This window comes from Campylobacter sp. RM16188 (assembly GCF_012978795.1).
GTDB classification, from domain to species: domain Bacteria; phylum Campylobacterota; class Campylobacteria; order Campylobacterales; family Campylobacteraceae; genus Campylobacter_A; species Campylobacter_A canis.
The window spans coordinates 19,019-37,710 of sequence record NZ_LIWQ01000019.1 but is presented as its reverse complement, the minus strand read 5'-3'; the positions used below and the strand labels follow the sequence as shown (position 1 = coordinate 37,710).

Sequence of the window (18,692 nt, the reverse complement as noted above, 5' to 3'; positions counted from 1 at the left end):
AATGGGGTTTTGGAAGTAAAATTTTAAAAATTTAGAAATTTTACTTCCAAACATAAAGAACAATTTTACTCTTTTACAGCTATCGCTTCTATTTCAACTAAAGCATTTTTTGGAAGCGTATTTACCGCAACAGTGCTTCTTGCAGGAAAATTTCCGCTAAAATATCGCTTGTAAATTTCATTTACTTTTACAAAATCATCCATATCGGCTAAAAATATCGTAGTTTTTACGATATTTTCGAATTTTATTCCCGCTTCAAGAAGTATCGCTTCTAAATTTTTCATGGATTGCTCGGCTTGCTCTTCAACGCTGACTCCTGCAAATTCGCCGTTTGGCTTTACGCCAAGCTGTCCTGAGATAAATAAAAATCCATTTGCCAAAACCGCTTTAGAATAAGGACCTATCGCTTGAGGAGCGTTTGTCGTATGTATTATTTTTTTCATTATTTCTCCTAAATTTATAGAATTTATATTTTATCTAGCTTAGCAAAAGACACGCAAATAACCTAAACTCGGCTTTTTATAAACAAAACCGCCTCATCGTCCGCAAAGCTAAATTTATATCTTTGAGAATTTTTCATCTCGATAGCTAAGTTTAACTTTCCTGTTATAAAGCCTCGTTTTGAGCTTAAATTTGATATTTCCGCATATCTTATGTCAAGCTCGGTCAAGTTCTTGCTAAAAGGAGCAAATTTCATAGAATTTTCGCTAAATTTCATCTCTCCTTTTATAGCTCCAAGAGCTCCAAAGACTCCTATATAGCTTGCTTGCACGCTTTTGCCTAAAAAATCTCTCACCATTTCTCCTAAATTTACACCGCATTATAACTATTTTGAGTCATCTTTCCAAACAAACAAGCCCAAATTTGATATAATCGCGCATTAATTATAAGGATAGATATGTTTTCACAGAAATATTATAGATTTATATTTGCATTTTTTATGTCTTTTACTATGTCATTTATCATGTCTGGCGTGCTTACATATATAAATTTAGGGCTTATAGACAACTTTTTTCTCATCTGGCTTGAAGGCTGGATGAAAGCTTTTGTAGTGGCTTACCCTTGCGTTTTATTCATAGCTCCCATAGCCGCTAAAGCTACAAAATCCCTCATAAGAACAAACGATGAAAGTAACTCTGGCGCCAAATGAATTTTTAGACGATTACGTTTTGGGTGCGGAATTTGCTCTAAAGGCGGGGGTCTCTTCAAACGCATACCTCTTTTGGAAAGGCGTGGTTTCAGCTAAATTTGAAAATTCTCGCACCGTTTTTATTCACAAAAAGACTATTCCTGCTAAATTTAGCCACGTTTTATCAAGCTGCACGGACTTAAGCGGGCTAGTTTTAACAAGCGCGTTTTGCTCGCTTACCACGCTTGCGCCTTCGCATTTGGTCAAAAAAAACAACTCCAAATTATACTCGCTCTTTGAGTTTAAAAAAATCTGCGGCATAAAATTCATAAATTTAAAGAAATTTTACGACGATCTGGGGCTTGACTACGGATATAGAATTTATATAGAAAAGTGCAGTTTCTTCTCTCCCGCACCGCTTGAAAAGCGCATCAAGCTAACCGAAGCTATGTGCTTGGGATATTACTAAATTACAAATTTACTCAAATTTATATTTTAAAATATATAAATTTTCATAAAAATCGGCAAGAAATATAAAATTTCGTATAATCTACTTAACCCTAACTTAAAGGAGAGATGATGAAGAAATTTGCCGCTTTTATGCTTACGGCGCTACTTGCTAGCTCTTTGCTCGGAGACCAAAAGACCTATAAGCTAAAATTTGCTACGACTTATGAGAGCAACGTTCCTGTTTTAGGCGAAGTTCCTAAGAAATTTAAAGAAATGGTTGAAACCATGAGTAACGGTCGCATTGAAGTAAGGATCGATTATCCGTCCAAGCACAAAGCGCAGTTTTCCATACTTGATCTGGTTAAAAACGCTCAATACGACATCGGCTACACTGCGGGATATTTTTACAAAGGCAAAGATCCTAAGCTTATGCTATTTACGACCGTTCCTTTTGACATGAACGCATTAGAGCAGCACGCTTGGTATAGCCATGCAGGAGGCAAGGAATTTGCTCAAAAAGTATATGGCGAGCACAATATCGTCCCTTTTAACGGCGGAAATTTCGGCATGCAAATGGGCGGTTGGTTTAAAAAAGAGATAAAAAGCATAGACGATTTAAAAGGGCTGAAAGTTCGAATTCCCGGGCTTGGCGGCGAGATAATGGCGCGTCTTGGAGTAAGCATAAACACAATTCCCATAGGAGAGCTTTATATGGCTCTTGAGATGAATACCATAGATGCGGTCGAGTGGGTAAGTCCTGCCGTAGATATAAATTTGGGCTTTGAAAAGATTGCTAAATTTTATTACACGGGATGGCAAGAGCCCGCTAGCGAAAATGAATTTTACATCAACAAAAAGTTATGGGAGAAGCTGCCAAAAGATCTTCAAAGCATAGTTGAAACAGCCACCAAAGCGGTTGCGGCATACGTCTTGGAGGCTGCGTATTATGAAAATTCCCTAGCCCTTCAAAAAATCCTAAAAGAGCATCCGGATGTGAAAATTTCATCTTTTTCGCCTGAGATAATAGCCGCTCTTAAAAAGGCTACGGATGAAATTTTAGACGAGCTTTCGGCCAAAGATCCGCTGTTTAAGGAGATTTTGGAATCAAGAAGAAATTTTATGAAGATTAGTAGAAAATGGACTGAAATTTCAGACTACACCTACATCAAAAATATGCAAAAATAACTCATCGTCCGATAATATCTCTTATCGGACAACTTACTTTTAAGTAGCTCAAAAAGCGAGATTCAAGCTCGGCAGTAAATTTATAAAACTCTTGCTATATGCTCCCATTTTAACGCCTTAGCAAAATCAAGCGCGGTTTTACCGCTATTTGTCTTCGCATTTTTATCCGCGCCGTTTTCAAGCAAAATCTCAACAACACCCAAATTCCCGGCTATAGCCTCATGATGAAGCTGAGTATATCCAAGCTCATCCACATCGCTTAGTATATTTGGGTTGTTTGTTATATACTCTCTAACTTGATCTATCACGTTTTTACACATCGGGTGCTCGATCAAATTTTCAGGATACTCTTTTTGCTCATAAGCGACTAAAATATCGTTAAAATCACCAAATTCAAACCCCCAAGCCAAGTCATGCTCGGCGCGTTCCTTATCGCTCATATTCGCACGCAAAGCATGCACGCTAAAGCCTCCGTAGCTTTTGTTGTCAATCACAAACAACCAGTCGCTAACCTCGCTTAGCGGCACTTTCACAAAGTCGCCGTTTTTTATGTTTTTAACGTCATTTGGCTCATTTACCAAAATTCCGCTCACGTTTTCACCGTCAAATTCTATATCGTTGATCCACATATGCTCGCCGATCTCTTCGCCGTTAGTCTCATCTTTAAATAATACTTTAACGCATGCTACGCTAACGCCCGGAACTATCCTTCGGCGATCCCAGTATAACTCACGCCAAAAATATCCAAATGTATCGCGAGCCGCCTGATAAGCCCTACTCATAGCATCTTGCTCACTATCTACATAATAAATCGGCATCTTTTCGCCTGTGTCCTCTTGTCTTTGCTTGCCGAAAATTTTCTTAAAGAAGCTCACTTTAACTCCTAAATTTTGATATTTTTTGCAAATTTATGCATGATTTTAAAGCTTTAGCGCTGACTTTCAACCATAAGCTTGCTAAATTTAGCTACGGGATCGCTAGAGGATAATATCTCATCTATCATTTTTGAATTGATTGCAAAAGCCCTTATTAAGCCCTCATTTATACTCTCTTCGTCGCTGTTTGCAAGCTCGCTTTGTATGCCTTTTAAGCCAAATAAAATGTCTTTTTGATAATCGAATTTAAGCACGCTTTGAGAGTCGTAAATTTCTTCATTGATATCGGCTGTAATGCTTGAGCAAAGCCTTGAGGCTAAATTTGAGATATACTCAAGTCCCGTTTCCCAATCGCTCTTTGTGCTCGGAGTTAAGATACGGATCTCATAACTCTTACTTCCAGCGTCATACCTAAGCTCAAATCCGCGTCCGCTCACGCCTCTTATACCCAAAAACAGATACCCGTCTTTAGGTATTTTAAACGAATAAAATTTTTGCTTGTTAAATTCCGGATCGTTTTCATCGAAGTTAAACTGCTCTAAACCGGGCAAAATTTCAAGTGCCTGAGCAACGTTTAAAACACTTTCGTAGCCGAAAAATTTCTTCTTGTTTTTAATTTTAAAAACAACACTCATTTTGGCTCCTTAAATAAAATTAAGGCTTTAAAGCGGCTTTTAGGTGGTCAAATTTAGCCGCTTGAAATGCGATATAAAACTATAAATTGAAGCTGTTAATCATCATCTTCTTCTTCGATTTTCTTACGGACTTTCACGCTTAATATGCTTGTGCCGTCCATTTTACGCACTTCATAGTGGCAGTTATCATCCTCCGCTCTGTCACCCACTACAGGTAGTCTTCCGATGAGATTAAACACATATCCGCCTATCGTAAGCTCTTCAGTCTCGTCATCAAAGCTTATACCCATAAGCTCTTCAACGCTTTCAATGTCAAATCTGCCGTTAAATTCGTAGATATTTTCGTTTATCTTTTTATAAAGAGGTCTTGCTTCATCATGCTCGTCGTTGATGTCGCCTAAAATTTCCTCCATAATATCTTCCATAGTAAGAAGTCCCGCCGTACCGCCGTATTCATCGACAACCAAGGCTGCTGAAATTTGTTGCTTATTCATCATAACGAGAATTTTTGAGATAGATAAATTTTCAGGCACGATTACAAATTCGCGCACTATACCGTCAAAATCTCGCTTCTTATCTACAAGATCAATCTGCAGGATATCGCGGATATGTATCATTCCAAGGATTACGTCCTTGCTTCCGTCTATATAAGGATAGCGAGTAAATTTCGAGTCAAACACGACTTTTAAATTCTCTTCGTAGCTTTTTTGCTTATTTATACAGACCATATCGCGGCGAGGCGTCATTATCTCTTTAGCCACCGTATCGCTAAAATCGACCGCATTTTTGATGATCTCGGTCTCAAAGCTATCCAGCACCCCACCTTTTAAACTCTCTCCTACGATTATCTTTATCTCCTCTTCGGAGTGCGCCAGCTCGCTCTCTTTGGCAGGTTTTATGCCAAGCATTTTTAAAGATATCCACGCAAGATAGTCAAAAGTCTTAATAAGAGGCGAAAACACAACCCAAAACAGATGAAGCGGCTTTGCAACAAGAAGGGTTGATTTCTCCGCTTTTGCGATTGCGATGGACTTTGGTACAAGCTCGCCAAGCACAACGTGAAAGAGCGTAATAATAGTAAATGCGATAGCAAACGCAACGGTATGAACCACCAAGTCGCTTACGTCAAAATATGTTTGAATAGGTTTTTCTATAAGTCTGGCGATAGCAGGCTCACCTATCCAACCGAGCGCAAGCGAGCTAAGCGTGATACCAAGCTGAGTCGCGCTTAGATATGTATCAAGTTTGTTTGACATTTCGTAAGCGAGTTTTGCGTTTGGAACTTTATCTTTGATAAGCTCTTCTAGGCGGCTCTTGCGAACCTTTACGATGGCAAATTCTGATAAAACAAAGAAAGCATTAAGAAGCACAAAGAAAACTGCGAGTAAAATCATAAAATATGAATCGCTACTGGGGTGCAATTAAAATCCTTAGAAATTAAGATAAATCAGCATTATATCAAAAAAGCAAATAAATCTCAATCAAGCGAAAATTCGTGTTTTAACCCTATATCAAAAGACAAATTCCGTCTTTATGAGAACTAAATTAAAACTAGAATTTAGGCTCTCCGCCGTTTGATTTGGAGACATTTATAAAATCAATAGCGATCTTTTGACACGCGGTCTTATCGCGCTTATCAAGACAAAGAGCTTCAAGCTGCTCTTTGCTCATGTTTTTATAATCGGCAACGGTTTTATTATCAGCACCCATATAAACCCACACAAGAGCAAAAACAACGGCTAAAACAAAGACAATTCTAAACAAATTAACCTCCTTAAATTTAGCTTTTAAAATGGTAGTAAATTTAAGCTAAATTTTGACTTCACACCAAGCAATCGATTAAATTTAAATGGAATTTATAAATGAATAGAAATTTAAAAGCAGAAATTCGGCTCTAAATTTGAGCCGAATTTTTAAGAAGGACTATTTAAACCTTTTGCCGTTTTTATATCTTGAGAAAATTTCGTAGCTGCCGTCTTTTTTAAAAGCTATCACGTCATAGTCCTCAACTATGCCGCCTTGCTCCATCCCGGGGCTTCCAAGAGGCATACCCGGAACCGAAATTCCCACAACATCGGCAGGCTTTTTAGCCAAAAGCTCTTTTATATCTTCAGCAGGCACGTGTCCTTCTACGACATATCCGTCTATCACTCCCGTATGACAGCTTGAAAGCTCAAGCGGAACGCTATTTTTAGCCTTTAGCTCGATGATAGCTTCGGTCATATGCTCTTTTATCTCAAAGCCGTTTTGCTTCATTATATCGGCCCAAAGCCCGCAACAGCCGCAACTTGGCGACTTATACACCTCTATCATGCCGCCCGCAAAGGAGCTTGAAGCAAAGGCGCAAACCGCAGCCAAACTCAAAAATAAATTTTTACTCTTTTTCATCCCGATCCTTTCTTAAAAAATAGCGCAATTTTATGAAAAAGTTATAAATTTAAGATTAATATTAAAATTTAAACTCATAACTTTTTTGCTATACTTTCACTTTTGAAATTCTATATCAACATCGGGACAAGATCGTGTTTTCATCTTTTTTTAAAAGCAAAAAATGGGCTGCTTGGGCTTACGGCGGCGTAACTTTGATATCGCTATCTCTTATCATTCAAACCTACTTAAACATACAGTTTAACGACTGGTATAAAAACTTTTACGACATCTTGCAAAATGCAAAAGAGCGCGATGTGCAGGAATTTTGGGACGGCATAAAGCTGTTTTTATATCTGGCTATGCCTTATGTATTGCTTCGGGTTTTTATATCGTTTTTTTCAAGCCACTGGATATTTCGCTGGCGCGAGGCGATGACTTTTAGCTATCTTAACTACTGGAGAAAGGTCGAAAAAGACGTAGAAGGAAGCTCGCAGCGTATGCAAGAAGATACCTATAGATTTGCAAAGATCATGGAGGATCTTGGAGTTGATATCTTGGACTCCATAATGACTCTAATCGCCTTTATCCCGATACTTTGGGGACTTAGTAGCAAAGTAAATTTACCCTACATCAAAGACATCCCCGGCTCTCTTGTGTGGATAGCTTTGCTTATCAGCGTGGGCGGACTTATCATCTCTTGGATTGTAGGTATCAAACTTCCGGGGCTTGAATACAACAACCAAAAAGTCGAAGCCGCATTTAGAAAAGAGCTTGTTTTAGCGGAGGATAACAAAGTAAATTACGCTCATCCCGCTACGATAGTTGAGCTATTTACAGGGCTTAAATTTAACTACTCAAGACTGTTTTTACACTACGGATACTTTAATACTTGGCTTTACTCTTACTATCAAATTTTAACCATAGTTCCATATCTCATAATGGGCGGAGGGCTATTTACAGGGCTTATCACGCTTGGAGTTTTAGTTCAGGTAAATAACGCATTTGCGCAAGTTAGATCAAGCTTTGGTGTTTTCATCAGCAACTGGAAGACTATAACGGAGCTTCGCTCGATTCACAAACGTCTAAAAGAATTTGAGCAAAATATCAACTATAAAAAAGTCGGCTGGGAGTAGAAATTTAAGAAAATTTAGTATAATTTTTGAAATTTCATAACTTAAATTTAAGGATGAAAAGATGAAAAGATTTATACTTCCTCTTGTCTTTACTATGATATTTTTAGCGGGCTGCTTCGTAAGCTCAACAGGTGCCGGTGCGGTTGGAGCCGATAGAAGGCAGCTGTTTTTGATAAGCTCTGAGACGATGAATCAAAGTGCAAATTTAGCCTATGCCAAAACGCTTCAGTCCGCAAGACAAGAAAAAGCGCTAAATATAGATCCCGTGCTTACTAAACGCGTTCAAGCTATCGGTAAGCGCCTGATAGCACAAGTGGGAGCTTTTCGTGAAGATGCGCTTAAATGGGACTGGCAAGTAAATGTTATCAATTCAAACACGCTAAACGCATGGTGTATGCCAGGAGGTAAGATCGCCGTTTATAGCGGACTTATCAAAAATTTATCCTTAACAGACGCACAGATAGCAGCAGTGATGGGTCACGAGATAGCTCACGCACTAAGAGAGCATAGTCGCGAGCAAGCAAGCACGGATCAGCTCAAAAATATAGGAATTTTTGCTGTTTCAACCGCAGCAGGGCTTGGCGATACGGCAACGGGGCTTATAAATTTAGCTACCCAATACACCATAAGCCTGCCTTTTTCACGAAGTCATGAAACCGAAGCCGATCACATCGGTACGGAGCTAATGGCAAGAGCGGGATATGATCCGCATGAAGCGGTAACGGTATGGGAAAAGATGTCTAAAAAATCAGGAGACTCGGTACCTGAAATCCTAAGCACTCACCCTTCAAACGCAAGCCGCATAAAAGACCTAAAAGAGATAGCTAAAAAAGTAGAGCCTCTGTATCTGGCGGCGCAAAAGGCTAATTAAAATTTGCAAGCGGGTTTATGTGTACCGCTTGCTCTAGGTAAATTTGATTAAAATTCTTTTTACTATTTTATGGGATTGTTTTACATATTTACTCGTTTTAAGAGCGCTAAATTTGGTGCACTTTTATTTACAAAGATATGATTTTTTGAAATTTAGCCGACAATAGAGGATAAGATGACCAAGCTTGATTACGCAAAGTATTTGGCAAATTTAATACAAATCAACATCTACTCGGGCGATTTAAGAGATCTAAGCGCTTCCTTTTACGGGCTTTTTGAGGAATTTTTACCATGCGGAGATGGCGTACATAAAGTATTTGAGCCGTTAAATTGCGGCAAGGAGCTACAAGATAGGATTATGCCGCTTTATGAAGCAAATAAAGCAAAAGCAAATGATTGGATCAAGGCGGGATTTAGCCCGATATTTTCACCTCCTCCTTCAAGCGACAAAGCAAGACTTACGGCGCTTGGCAAGGCTCATATAGAAGACATTAAAGAATTTGCCGATTTTATGCGAGATAAAAAGCTTCTTAAAGCGCTTAAAAATGTCCGTAAAATCGAAATTCAAGAGCAAAGAGAGGCGGTTTTTGAGCCTGTTTTAGAAGAGCTGATATACAAAGCCATAACTAAATGGCTAAACGAAGCGGAATTTGCCGAAGAAAAAGCTTGGGTTTTAAAAGAGGCTTATAGATCGATTACCGGAGATTTACTACTGGCAAACTATCTACTCTATCCTGCGCTTAAACATAAGCCTCAAAAGGATTTTTTAAAGAGTCGTTTTGAAATTTTTATACTCGGACACTTTTGCGAATTTGATAAAAACAAGCTAAACATCTATCCGCCGGCAGTCTAAATTCGCTTCAAATTTAGCCTACAAGCTCAAAGTTAAATCTATCCTCGTCAAATTTATTGCCTAAAAATTCGCACACTCTTTTAGCGTCTCTGCAAGCATTTGCTAGACAGCTTGTAGCTCCCGGGCTTGGCGTCATATTAAAGATAATCCCATCGCCTGTGTTTATGCTAGCCTCCCCAAGCATCAGCTCTTTGCTCTTTTTATCGATCACCTGCGGGCGAACTCCGCCAAAATTTTTAGCATAATAAACATCATCGCTTTTAAGCGAAGGCACGATCTTTCTTGCCGCTTTTACAAATAAAATTTTATTTATCATAGGCACTTCATAGGCGAAATTTCTCATCACATACTCTCTTATATCGCCATCTTTAAAAAGCCCCGTAAGCACACTCATCACACTTGAGTCAAGTCGCAAGCTCCTTACAAAATCAACAACCGTCGAATTTCCTCGGTAGCGCTCAAGTTTAGGCAGCACAAGAGCCGTAGGACCAAATCTCGTAAGCCCATCGGCTAGGATATCAGGGTCGCCGTGGATAGCGGCAAATGGGAGTTTTGGATTTTGCACGGTATACACCTTGCCTCTTAACAGCCGCTTTTTGCTCATGTAAAAGCTTCCCGCGATAGGCAAACAGCTAAATTCAAGCCCAAGTCCCATCATGTGAGCAAGATAAAGCGAATGCGCACCGGCATTTACAACCACGTAATTTGCACTAAATTTGCGTCCGTCGCGAGTTTGAACGAGATACCTATCGCCTTGCTTTTTGATACTGCTCACCCAAGCGTCAAAAAACACATCAGTGGTCTTGTTTTCCTCTTTTGCGTGCTTTATAAGGCTATTTGACATCTGTTCAAAATCAACAGTCGTATACTCGCCGCCGGTTACTCCCATGGCTAAGATCCGCTCTTTTCGGTCATCTCCGTCCATGCCTTGCACTACCGAAGGCTCGATTTTCTTTAGAATTTCTTTATCGAAAATTTCAAGCGAAGTATAAAGCTCTTTAAATTTATCAAACCTGTCTTTTATCGCTTCACATTCCATCTCGCCCACTGCGATAACCATTTTTTGATGAGCAAACATAAATTTGTTTTCATAGCCGTGCATAAGGCCGTATCTTACGATCATATCGGCTGATTTTTTGACGGTTTTTGCTTTTTGGAAAGTATAATTAGTCTCTATGTCGCCGCAGTGAATAGTCTGCGAGTTGCTCGTGCCCTTTGAGTTTAGAGTCGCACAAGCGGGATACTTCTCTAAAAGCGCCATACGCTCTATATCCGTATAACGCGCAAGCTCGTAAAACAGAGCCGTCCCTGAAATTCCTCCGCCCACAACCAAAACATCATAGTGATTTGACACGACCTACTCCATGAAAATTTAGACGAATTGTGCCAGATAATTCTTAAAATTTTATTTTATCGTTAAATATCACTTATAAAAGCAATTTTGGTTCGCTTGAAAGGCTCAAATTTAGCATAGACAAAAGCACAAATTTTAGAAATTTAAGCTTTTTGAAGTTGCCTCATAAGCTCCTCGTCACAAATCGGACAATATTCATGCTCGCCCGCGATATATCCGTGCTTTGAGCAGACGCTAAAGACAGGCGTGATCGTGATATACGGCAAGCGATAGTTATTTACGATGCCGCGCACCAGATCCTTGCACGCTTCAGGCGAGCTGATGCACTCCTTCATATAAAGGTGAAAGACCGTTCCGCCCGTGTAAGCGCTTTGAAGCTCATCTTGCAGATCAAGCGCCTCGAAAGCATCATCTGTGAAATTTGCAGGAAGCTGAGTTGAGTTGGTATAGTAGATATTTTCATCCATGCCCGCTTGCAAGATATCAGGATAGCGCTTCTTGTCTTCTTTGGCGAAGCGATATGTGGTGCCTTCCGCAGGCGTTGCTTCAAGGTTGTAAAGATTTCCCGTGCTCTCTTGAAACTGTCTAATTTTAGAGCGCAGATACTCAACCATCTCAAGGGCAAATTCGCGCCCAAATTCCGTAGAGATGTTCTCTTTGTCGTTTGTAAAATTTCTTAAAAGCTCGTTCATTCCGTTAATACCGATAGTGCTAAAGTGGTTGTTAAAGTGCTTTAAATAGCGAGCCGTATACGGATAAAGTCCGCGATCATACATCTCTTGGATAAATTTGCGCTTCTTTTCAAGGGTTGATTTGGCTAAATTCAGCAGATACTCAAGCCTTGTATAAAGCCCCTTTTTATCGCCTTTATAAAGATACCCAAGGCGCGCTAAATTTATAGTAACTACGCCTATTGAGCCCGTCATCTCGGCACTTCCAAATAGCCCTCCACCACGCTTTAAAAGCTCTCTTAAGTCAAGCTGCAAGCGGCAGCACATCGAGCGAACGTGTCCTGGTTTATAAGCGCTTTCGTTTGGAACTCGGTTGCCGTTTTCATCGGTTTTATACTGAGAACCGATGAAATTTTGAAAGTAGCTTGAGCCCATTTTCGCAGTATTCTCAAACAAAATTTGAGCCACTTCGCTATCCCAGTTAAAATCCTCCGTGATATTTACCGTAGGGATCGGGAAGGTAAAGGGCTGCGAGCACTTGTCGCCCGTGGTTAAAATTTCATAAAACGCCTTATCGATACGCGCCATTTCAGGCTCAAACGCCCCGTAAGTCATATCAGTAAGTTTATTAAACCCACGCTCTTTTGCAAGCTTGTTAAGCTCTTCATCATCCAAATTTGAAAATAGATGTATGTCGGTTGAAGTTGGAATTTGATCCTTTAGATCGCTTGGACAAGTGATATCTATAGTTACGTTAGTAAATGGACTCTGACCCCATCTGGCAGGAACGTTTAGATTAAAAATAAAGCTTGTAATCGCCTTTTTTATCTCCGTATCGGTTAATTTATCTTTAAAAACATAAGGTGCAAGATAGGTGTCAAAACTGCTAAACGCTTGCGCTCCCGCCCATTCGCTTTGTAAAATTCCTAAGAAATTTGCCATCTGGCTAAGAGCTTCACGAAAGTGCTTCGGAGCCCTACTTTCAACTCTACCGCGAACTCCGTTGAAGCCTTCGTTTAGTAGCGCTCTAAGCGACCAGCCGGCACAATACCCCGTAAGGCAGTCTAGGTCGTGGATGTGATAATCGCCGTTTCTATGTGCTATACCCTCTTCTTTTGAGTAAATCGCGTCAAGCCAGTAGTTTGCGATGACCTTGCCGGCGGTGTTGTTTATAAGTCCTGCGTTTGAATAACTTGTGTTTGAATTAGCCGAAATTCGCCAATCCGTGCCGTTTATATACTCATTTATCGTTTGGGTTGAATTTATGTAAGTGGTGTCTTCGTTAAGTCCTAAAATCTGCTCGCGCTGCATTTTATGCGTATGGCGATAAAGCATGAAGCTCTTCATCACGTCAAAGTGTCCTGCTTCAAAAAGGGCTTTTTCGATGTAGTCTTGCACATCTTCAACGGTGATCAAATCCTTTTGCGCGACATCTTGCATCACATAGGCGAAAATTTTATCGTCATACTCCTTACTTTCGCTCTCAAAAGCCTTTTTGATCGCATCTTGAATTTTATAAGGAAGGTACTCTTGCCTTGTGCCGTCGCGCTTTAGAATTTGCTTCATAATCACCCTTTTTACACCGAATTTGTATGCTAGAATTTAATTAAATTGAAAGTATAAGAAAATCTGGCTTAAACTTTAATATTGGAGATGAAATTTATTTTATTTTTGATAATAGATTATCATTAATAATACAAAAAATAACAATTTTTTAAGTTTTAAATTTTTATTAAATTATCACTTATTTATAGCAAAATTTGATAATTATGCTCCTATTTAATCTTAAAAATAAATATTAATATTTATTTTTAAATATATTTAGCAAATTTTCTTAAATTTAGCTCCTAAATCGCCTGTAGTCCAGTTTCAAATTCCAAATCAAGCTATTTTCACTCTCGCAAAGTCTTTTGATCAAAATTTACAGTCGAGGATTTAATTTATCGCGGCATTTTCATTGATATATATCATTACAAATCAGACAATTTTTATCTAAAATTAAGAAAAATTTCAAAGGATACTTAATGGCTACAATCTACCCTTATATGCAAATTTTACATCTATTTTTTGCAATCATATTCTTAGGCTACATCTTTTTTGATGTCGTGATATTTAACTCTCTTAAATCAAAACTCGGTGAAAATTTTAAGCAAACCAAGCAAGCAATAGGCTCAAAAGCGATCAAAATCATGCCGTTTTGCCTACTCGGTCTGTTTATCACAGGAGGCGCTATGATGAGTACTTGGGTCGGAAGTAAAGCCGGCGGGTATTTTCAAACTCCACTTCAGCAAATTTTCATGATAAAGGTCATTTTAGCTTTTATCATAGGATTTGGCGTGATAATAAATTTATCGATGAAAGCCATGGGGCTGGAGCCGTTTAAATTTATGAAAGAGAATTTGCACAAGATCGCTTTTGTGCTTGGATTTTTTATAGTGCTTTTTGCAAAAGTAATGTTTTTGGTTTGAAGTTTAGGGGTTAAAAGTAAAATTTAAAAGAAGATGGGGTCTTATGACCCCATCAATTTACTCTTCGTTATATTTTAAAAATACCTCTTTTTGACCTTTTGCCGGAACCATTACAGCCTCGCCTTTTTTGAAGTGTATCTCTACTCCATCATCGCTTATTAGTCTTGTTCCGCTTCCTGCAGGTGCAGCTTTTAGCTTAAATTTATTGCCTTTAGTATCTGTTAAAACAGCTGTTTCAAAATCATCAGCAGATATCAAAGTGGCTTTGTATTTCTTATCTTTTACGCCTTGAAAATCGATAGTTTTGATTTCTATAACTTTCGCGGCAGGAGCCTCTTGTTTTGACGTCATATAAGCACAACCGCTCAAAAGAGCAACAGCAGTCAAAGATGAAATTAGAATTTTTTTCATTTCTTGTCCTTTTTAAAAATATTGTACAAGGTTAGCATAAAAAAGTAAATTTATATTATTTTAAGTTTTTATAGATGTGTCTTTTGTTTAATTTGATTGAGAATTAATTAAATTTATTTGCTATTAAAATTTAACGGCAAAAGTGCACCAAAACGCTCAAATTTTATCAAAGTATAAATTTAAACTCTTCAACCTCGCAAAACCCTATCATAGCGTTCATCACGGCAAATTTTTTAGCATTTAAAAGCCTTTGCACGCTTATATCATCTTCTTTTAAAAAGCCTTCTTCAAGCAATCTTGCTCTCGTGGTTCCTTTTAAAAGCGGGGCTTTAGGCGTTATCCAGCCATCTTCAAAAATCGCTAAATTTGCGATACTTGTATCGTTTGCGAAGTTGTTTTTTATCATGATAATCTCTTCAAATTTGCCCTTTGCAGTATCGATATCGCTTCGATCAAGAAATTTTTTAGAATAGCCAAATTTAATATCAACAAGTTTAAATTCTCTAAATTCGCGCATTTCATAAGGAAAATACTGCGTATCGACAAGATTTCCGCTTGTATCATAAATCACTTTTGCTCTAACGACTCCGTCAAACGGCGAATTTAAAAGCTTATTTAGATCAAATTTTGCTTTTGCGCCCTCAAGTGAATCACTAATGCGGCGCTCGTGAAATTTTAAATTCTGCGGCACGAAGCCTAAAATTTTAATCGTTTCAAATAGGAAAATTGGCTTTTGCCAAGAGTTCATCATACTCCTTTTTAGCTTCGCTTTGAGCCGTAATTCCGCCACCGCTATAAAAATAAAGCTCGTCATTTTCGCATTTTACAAATCTTATAAGCACAAAGCTTTGCAAAACTCGCCCGTCAAAATAGATAAAAATTCCCGTATAAAATCCGCGCGGGTTTAGCTCGCACTCTTTGATCACATCAAGCGCTTTTTGCTTTGGAGCTCCGGCGATAGAACCGGCCGGCAAAAGTGCTTCAAATACATCTCCAAAGCCCAAATTTTCGTGCAGTTTACCACTGATATGCGAACTTGTCTGATAAAGCGATCCAACCTGCTCGATAAAGCGAAATTTCTCAAGCCTAACCTCATCGCAGATACCTGAAAGCTCATCTTGCATAAGCTTTACCATCGCTCTTTGTTCGCGAATTTCTTTTTCGTCATTTAGCAAAATTTCTCTTGCGTTTGGCAAACTAGCATCGATAGTTCCTTTCATCGGATAGGTGTCGATACGCCCGTTTTCAATCCTTATAAAGGGCTCGGGCGTAAAACATATGAAGTCATCTTTTTTGTAAATGAGCGCTTTTGCGTTTGCGTGAGCGTAAATTTCATCCATGTTTAAATTTGTCTTTATCTTAGTCCTAAAACACAAATTCAAAAGACTGATCTCGCCGCTTTTAAGATAAGACGATACTTTGTCAAATCTAGCTTTATACTCGCCAAATTCTATCGGAAATTTTTGCAGTTCGTATTTGATTTTATTATCATTTTTGGCATTTAGTTTAAATTTGATACCGAATTTATGCAATTCCTCAGGCGAGCAAACTATATCAAATTCAGGAGTATCATAGCTAAGAAGAGCGACAAAAGAGGAGTCTTTAACGGAATTTAATCTATCTTTTATATCTTTAAGCAAATTTATAGCCTTGTGTGAATTTCAAAGCAAATAATAGCGAAGTTTTAAAAACGGATTTTGAAAATAGAAAAATTTAAAAGTAGTCAAAAGCCCTTTTTAGGGCTTTTGAATAATTATCTGCAGCCGCAACCGCTTCCGCAAGTTGCAGGATGGATGTCGTTAATATAAAATTTAACGGAGCCAAGACCCTCTTTAAGAGCCCACTCGTAAGCTACGGAGACGAAATCCCAGTTGATATTTTCATAAAATCTCTCCAAATACGCAGGGCGAGCGTTTTTGTGATCGATATAGTAAGCATGCTCCCAAACGTCCACAACAAGAAGCGGCACAAGACCTGTCGTAGAAGGTGTTGCAGCGTTTGAAGTCTGAACTATCTCAAGCTTGTCTGAGTTTGGATTATAAACCAACCACGCCCAGCCTGAACCAAATAGCGTCGTAGCGGCTTTTAAAAACTCCTCTTTGAAATTTGGGATGTCTTTTTCAAGGCGAGCTTTAAGCTCTGCGCTCATTTCGCTTTTGCGCGCAATACAATCCCAATAAAAGTCGTGATTATAAACCTGCGCGGCGTTGTTAAAGATACCACCCGAGCTTTTCATCAAGATATCATAAAGCCCGGCTTTTTCAAATTCGGTGCCTTTTACAAGGTTATTTAAATTTGTAACGTAAGCTTGGTGGTGCTTGCCGTAGTGGTAGCTACAGGTGTCGCTGCTAACGATTGCGTTTGATGCGGGATCAAATGGTAATTTTCTAAGATTAAACATGGTCTATCTCCTTTTTTATAATGAAATTTGAACGAATTATAAGATAAAAAAGTAATTAAATTGTTAATAGGATAAAATTAGTATTATTTTCTAAGTTTCGTTTTTAGTGTATTTTTGTAACACTTTTCTAAAATTTTAATAAATTTTAAATATTAAATTTAAAGCTTGTAATCGTTCTATAAAAGATTTTTGTTACATTTTTACTCATATTAAAATAAATTTTTGGGAATTATCGAAACAAAATTGCCAAAATGTAATTTTTGTATTTTATAATCTCACTTAGCTATAAATAATTTGTAGTGAATCAAATTTTACACTAAGGATTTAAAATGAAACTTAAACTTCTCTCCGCACTTTTCTTGACTTGTGCGCTTGCGGGCAGCGCTTTTGCAGCTCAAAAAGTTTATACTATAAAATTTGCTCACGTTGTAGCCCCTACCACCCCAAAAGGTAAGGCGGCGGACTTCTTTGCTAAACGCGTTGAAGAGCTTAGCAAGGGAGCTATCAAAGTTCAAGTTTTCCCTTCGGCTCAGCTAATCGATGATGACCGTGTATTTGGCGCACTTAAACTAGGCAACGTTCAAATGGCGGCCCCAAGCTTTTCTAAATTTACGCCTATAGTTCCGCAGTTTCAGCTGTTTGACCTACCGTTTATATTCAAAGACGAAGTACACCTTCACAAAGTTCAAGACGGTGAAGTCGGCAAAGCCTTAAAAGATCTAGTTACAAAAAAAGGCTTCGTAGCGCTTGATTACTGGGATGCGGGATTTAAGCATTTTAGCTCAAGCAAAAAAGCTATCGTTGAGCCGGCAGACGCAAGCGGACAAAAATTCAGAATCCAAAGCTCAAAAGTACTTGAAGAGCAGTTTAAAGTAGTTGGCGGTAATCCGCAAGTATTGCCGTTTTCAGAAGTTTATTCAGCCCTTCAACAAAGAGTTGTAGATGCAACAGAAAACCCGCTTTCAAACTTCTATAACTCAAAATTCCATGAGGTTCAAAGCTCGCTTACTCTTTCATCTCACGGATACTTGGGATATCTAGTAGTAATCAGCGAGAAATTCTGGAAGAGCCTGCCTGAAGATATGAAAAAACACGTAAATCAGGCAATGACAGAGGCTACTGCCTATGAGCGCGAAGAAACCGCCAAAGAAGATGCGCACATAGTTGAGATGCTTGAAAAATACGCAAGCGAAACTAAAAAACTTGAGATTTTAAAGCTTGATGAAGCTCAAAAGGCTAAATGGGCGGAGGTTATGAAAGGAATTTATCCGAATTTCTATAAAGTCATAGGACAAGACCTAATCGAAAAAACTATAAATACAAAATAGGCTCTTGTAATGCAGAGATTCTTTGAAATTTTAGATATCGGCATCGCTTCTGTAAACAAGACGATAGCCGTGGTAGGCATAGTAGCTGGGACGCTGCTTGCCTTTGTTAACGTCGTAATGCGATATGTGTTTAATAGTGGCTTTTCCTGGGCGGGAGAGGCCACTAATTATCTATTTATATGGTCTGCTTTTTTTGCCGCGGCATACGGGTTTAAAAAGGGCATACACATATCAGTTACTATTCTTATAGAGAAATTTCCTCCTCAACTAGCAAAGATATATCTTGTATTTTCAAGCATTTTAACTACGGCTTTTTTACTTTTTATAGTGGTTTACAGCATTCAGTATCTACAAATTTTACATGAGCTTGAATTTATGAGCGTGGATTTAAATATGCCTCAGTGGATACCTATGCTAGTGCTTCCTATAGCGTTTTTAGGAGCCAGCTATAGAGCCGGCGAAAAGATCATAGAGATATCAAAGACTCCTGCGGATAAAGTTATCAGAAATGCCGAGGCAGAGATGATAAAAGACACCGTAAGCGTAGATAAGTAAGGAC

At 38.6% G+C, this 18,692-nt stretch carries 22 protein-coding genes; 9 read left to right on the top strand and 13 right to left on the bottom strand.

Translation table 11 applies throughout. The features are described from left to right. Nucleotides 1-65: 65 nt before the first annotated feature. Nucleotides 66-443 (bottom strand): RidA family protein, encoded by a 378-nt coding sequence (locus tag CDOM16188_RS10335; protein ID WP_172201958.1) that lies wholly within the window; start codon nt 441-443, stop codon nt 66-68. Between the two features lie 62 nt (nt 444-505). After that, nucleotides 506-796 carry a hypothetical protein gene (locus CDOM16188_RS10330; protein ID WP_172201956.1) on the bottom strand — a complete coding sequence of 97 codons (291 nt, stop codon included), beginning with the start codon at nt 794-796 and terminating at the stop codon, nt 506-508. A gap of 102 nt (nt 797-898) precedes the next feature. Here CDOM16188_RS10330 and CDOM16188_RS10325 point away from each other — a divergent pair, with 102 nt between their 5' ends. From CDOM16188_RS10325 to CDOM16188_RS10315, 3 genes are all read left to right on the top strand, one after another. Beyond that, on the top strand, nt 899-1,150 hold the full coding sequence (locus tag CDOM16188_RS10325; protein WP_172201954.1) for a DUF2798 domain-containing protein: 252 nt from the start codon (nt 899-901) through the stop codon (nt 1,148-1,150). Beyond that, a complete protein-coding gene (locus tag CDOM16188_RS10320; protein WP_172201952.1) occupies nt 1,125-1,598 on the top strand; it encodes a cysteine permease in 474 nt (157 codons plus the stop codon). Before CDOM16188_RS10325 ends, CDOM16188_RS10320 begins: the two co-directional genes overlap by 26 nt. Before the next feature lie 110 nt (nt 1,599-1,708). Then, nucleotides 1,709-2,764: a TRAP transporter substrate-binding protein gene (locus CDOM16188_RS10315; protein WP_172201950.1), complete on the top strand. Its 1,056-nt coding sequence runs from the start codon at nt 1,709-1,711 to the stop codon at nt 2,762-2,764. Nucleotides 2,765-2,844: 80 nt separating this feature from the next. On the opposite strand, the gene CDOM16188_RS10310 is transcribed toward CDOM16188_RS10315, so the two are convergent. From CDOM16188_RS10310 to CDOM16188_RS10290, 5 genes are all read right to left on the bottom strand, one after another. Then, complete coding sequence (locus CDOM16188_RS10310; protein ID WP_367649353.1) at nt 2,845-3,639, bottom strand: DUF2314 domain-containing protein; 795 nt, start codon at nt 3,637-3,639, stop codon at nt 2,845-2,847. Nucleotides 3,640-3,692: 53 nt separating this feature from the next. Beyond that, on the bottom strand, nt 3,693-4,274 hold the full coding sequence (locus CDOM16188_RS10305; protein ID WP_172201948.1) for a DUF4299 family protein: 582 nt from the start codon (nt 4,272-4,274) through the stop codon (nt 3,693-3,695). 95 nt (nt 4,275-4,369) lie between these two features. Further along, nucleotides 4,370-5,695, bottom strand: coding sequence for a hemolysin family protein (locus CDOM16188_RS10300; protein ID WP_172201946.1), 1,326 nt, complete (start codon nt 5,693-5,695; stop codon nt 4,370-4,372). Between the two features lie 130 nt (nt 5,696-5,825). Then, on the bottom strand, nt 5,826-6,038 hold the full coding sequence (locus CDOM16188_RS10295) for a hypothetical protein (RefSeq protein ID WP_169943157.1): 213 nt from the start codon (nt 6,036-6,038) through the stop codon (nt 5,826-5,828). Between the two features lie 159 nt (nt 6,039-6,197). Beyond that, the gene (locus tag CDOM16188_RS10290; RefSeq protein WP_172201944.1) at nt 6,198-6,662 is read right to left on the bottom strand and encodes a DUF411 domain-containing protein; all 465 of its coding nucleotides are present in this window, start codon (nt 6,660-6,662) and stop codon (nt 6,198-6,200) included. Nucleotides 6,663-6,796: 134 nt separating this feature from the next. Here CDOM16188_RS10290 and CDOM16188_RS10285 point away from each other — a divergent pair, with 134 nt between their 5' ends. The 3 genes from CDOM16188_RS10285 (at nt 6,797) to CDOM16188_RS10275 (ending at nt 9,500) form a co-directional block, all read left to right on the top strand. Then, nucleotides 6,797-7,777, top strand: coding sequence for a putative transporter (locus tag CDOM16188_RS10285; RefSeq protein WP_169943159.1), 981 nt, complete (start codon nt 6,797-6,799; stop codon nt 7,775-7,777). Between the two features lie 61 nt (nt 7,778-7,838). Beyond that, nucleotides 7,839-8,648: a M48 family metallopeptidase gene (locus CDOM16188_RS10280; protein WP_172201942.1), complete on the top strand. Its 810-nt coding sequence runs from the start codon at nt 7,839-7,841 to the stop codon at nt 8,646-8,648. A 174-nt stretch (nt 8,649-8,822) separates the two neighbouring features. Beyond that, complete coding sequence (locus CDOM16188_RS10275; RefSeq protein ID WP_172201940.1) at nt 8,823-9,500, top strand: hypothetical protein; 678 nt, start codon at nt 8,823-8,825, stop codon at nt 9,498-9,500. Nucleotides 9,501-9,513: 13 nt separating this feature from the next. Here CDOM16188_RS10275 and CDOM16188_RS10270 read toward each other — a convergent pair whose 3' ends face one another. Both CDOM16188_RS10270 and CDOM16188_RS10265 read right to left on the bottom strand, forming a co-directional pair. Continuing rightward, nucleotides 9,514-10,854 carry an FAD-dependent oxidoreductase gene (locus CDOM16188_RS10270; RefSeq protein WP_172201938.1) on the bottom strand — a complete coding sequence of 447 codons (1,341 nt, stop codon included), beginning with the start codon at nt 10,852-10,854 and terminating at the stop codon, nt 9,514-9,516. 143 nt (nt 10,855-10,997) lie between these two features. Continuing rightward, complete coding sequence (locus tag CDOM16188_RS10265) at nt 10,998-13,091, bottom strand: ribonucleoside triphosphate reductase (RefSeq protein WP_172201936.1); 2,094 nt, start codon at nt 13,089-13,091, stop codon at nt 10,998-11,000. 458 nt (nt 13,092-13,549) lie between these two features. On the opposite strand from CDOM16188_RS10265, the gene CDOM16188_RS10260 reads away from it, so the two are divergent. Continuing rightward, on the top strand, nt 13,550-13,993 hold the full coding sequence (locus CDOM16188_RS10260; protein WP_172201934.1) for a copper resistance protein CopD: 444 nt from the start codon (nt 13,550-13,552) through the stop codon (nt 13,991-13,993). A gap of 57 nt (nt 13,994-14,050) precedes the next feature. On the opposite strand, the gene CDOM16188_RS10255 is transcribed toward CDOM16188_RS10260, so the two are convergent. From CDOM16188_RS10255 to sodB, 4 genes are all read right to left on the bottom strand, one after another. Then, nucleotides 14,051-14,404, bottom strand: coding sequence for a hypothetical protein (locus CDOM16188_RS10255; protein ID WP_172201932.1), 354 nt, complete (start codon nt 14,402-14,404; stop codon nt 14,051-14,053). A gap of 166 nt (nt 14,405-14,570) precedes the next feature. Continuing rightward, nucleotides 14,571-15,152, bottom strand: coding sequence for an aminotransferase class IV (locus CDOM16188_RS10250; RefSeq protein WP_172201930.1), 582 nt, complete (start codon nt 15,150-15,152; stop codon nt 14,571-14,573). Continuing rightward, nucleotides 15,118-16,044 (bottom strand): aminodeoxychorismate synthase component I, encoded by a 927-nt coding sequence (locus tag CDOM16188_RS10245; RefSeq protein ID WP_172201928.1) that lies wholly within the window; start codon nt 16,042-16,044, stop codon nt 15,118-15,120. Before CDOM16188_RS10245 ends, CDOM16188_RS10250 begins: the two co-directional genes overlap by 35 nt. A 113-nt stretch (nt 16,045-16,157) precedes the next feature. Then, nucleotides 16,158-16,805, bottom strand: coding sequence for a superoxide dismutase [Fe] (gene sodB / locus CDOM16188_RS10240; protein ID WP_172201926.1), 648 nt, complete (start codon nt 16,803-16,805; stop codon nt 16,158-16,160). Between the two features lie 329 nt (nt 16,806-17,134). On the opposite strand from sodB, the gene CDOM16188_RS10235 reads away from it, so the two are divergent. Both CDOM16188_RS10235 and CDOM16188_RS10230 read left to right on the top strand, forming a co-directional pair. Next, entirely contained in the window at nt 17,135-18,133 is a 999-nt protein-coding gene (locus tag CDOM16188_RS10235) for a DctP family TRAP transporter solute-binding subunit (protein WP_172201925.1), read from the top strand. A gap of 9 nt (nt 18,134-18,142) precedes the next feature. Then, nucleotides 18,143-18,688 carry a TRAP transporter small permease gene (locus tag CDOM16188_RS10230; protein WP_172201924.1) on the top strand — a complete coding sequence of 182 codons (546 nt, stop codon included), beginning with the start codon at nt 18,143-18,145 and terminating at the stop codon, nt 18,686-18,688. The last annotated feature ends 4 nt before the right edge of the window (nt 18,689-18,692 follow it).

What these genes read in the sequence shown, in the direction of transcription:
- CDOM16188_RS10335 (WP_172201958.1), bottom strand. Translation starts at nt 443, where the DNA reads ATGAAAAAAATAATACATACGACAAACGCTCCTCAAGCGATAGGTCCT.
- CDOM16188_RS10325 (WP_172201954.1), top strand. Translation starts at nt 899, where the DNA reads ATGTTTTCACAGAAATATTATAGATTTATATTTGCATTTTTTATGTCT.
- CDOM16188_RS10320 (WP_172201952.1), top strand. Translation starts at nt 1,125, where the DNA reads ATGAAAGTAACTCTGGCGCCAAATGAATTTTTAGACGATTACGTTTTG.
- CDOM16188_RS10315 (WP_172201950.1), top strand. Translation starts at nt 1,709, where the DNA reads ATGAAGAAATTTGCCGCTTTTATGCTTACGGCGCTACTTGCTAGCTCT.
- CDOM16188_RS10305 (WP_172201948.1), bottom strand. Translation starts at nt 4,274, where the DNA reads ATGAGTGTTGTTTTTAAAATTAAAAACAAGAAGAAATTTTTCGGCTAC.
- CDOM16188_RS10290 (WP_172201944.1), bottom strand. Translation starts at nt 6,662, where the DNA reads ATGAAAAAGAGTAAAAATTTATTTTTGAGTTTGGCTGCGGTTTGCGCC.
- CDOM16188_RS10280 (WP_172201942.1), top strand. Translation starts at nt 7,839, where the DNA reads ATGAAAAGATTTATACTTCCTCTTGTCTTTACTATGATATTTTTAGCG.
- CDOM16188_RS10275 (WP_172201940.1), top strand. Translation starts at nt 8,823, where the DNA reads ATGACCAAGCTTGATTACGCAAAGTATTTGGCAAATTTAATACAAATC.
- CDOM16188_RS10265 (WP_172201936.1), bottom strand. Translation starts at nt 13,091, where the DNA reads ATGAAGCAAATTCTAAAGCGCGACGGCACAAGGCAAGAGTACCTTCCT.
- CDOM16188_RS10260 (WP_172201934.1), top strand. Translation starts at nt 13,550, where the DNA reads ATGGCTACAATCTACCCTTATATGCAAATTTTACATCTATTTTTTGCA.
- CDOM16188_RS10255 (WP_172201932.1), bottom strand. Translation starts at nt 14,404, where the DNA reads ATGAAAAAAATTCTAATTTCATCTTTGACTGCTGTTGCTCTTTTGAGC.
- CDOM16188_RS10250 (WP_172201930.1), bottom strand. Translation starts at nt 15,152, where the DNA reads ATGAACTCTTGGCAAAAGCCAATTTTCCTATTTGAAACGATTAAAATT.
- sodB (WP_172201926.1), bottom strand. Translation starts at nt 16,805, where the DNA reads ATGTTTAATCTTAGAAAATTACCATTTGATCCCGCATCAAACGCAATC.
- CDOM16188_RS10235 (WP_172201925.1), top strand. Translation starts at nt 17,135, where the DNA reads ATGAAACTTAAACTTCTCTCCGCACTTTTCTTGACTTGTGCGCTTGCG.
- CDOM16188_RS10230 (WP_172201924.1), top strand. Translation starts at nt 18,143, where the DNA reads ATGCAGAGATTCTTTGAAATTTTAGATATCGGCATCGCTTCTGTAAAC.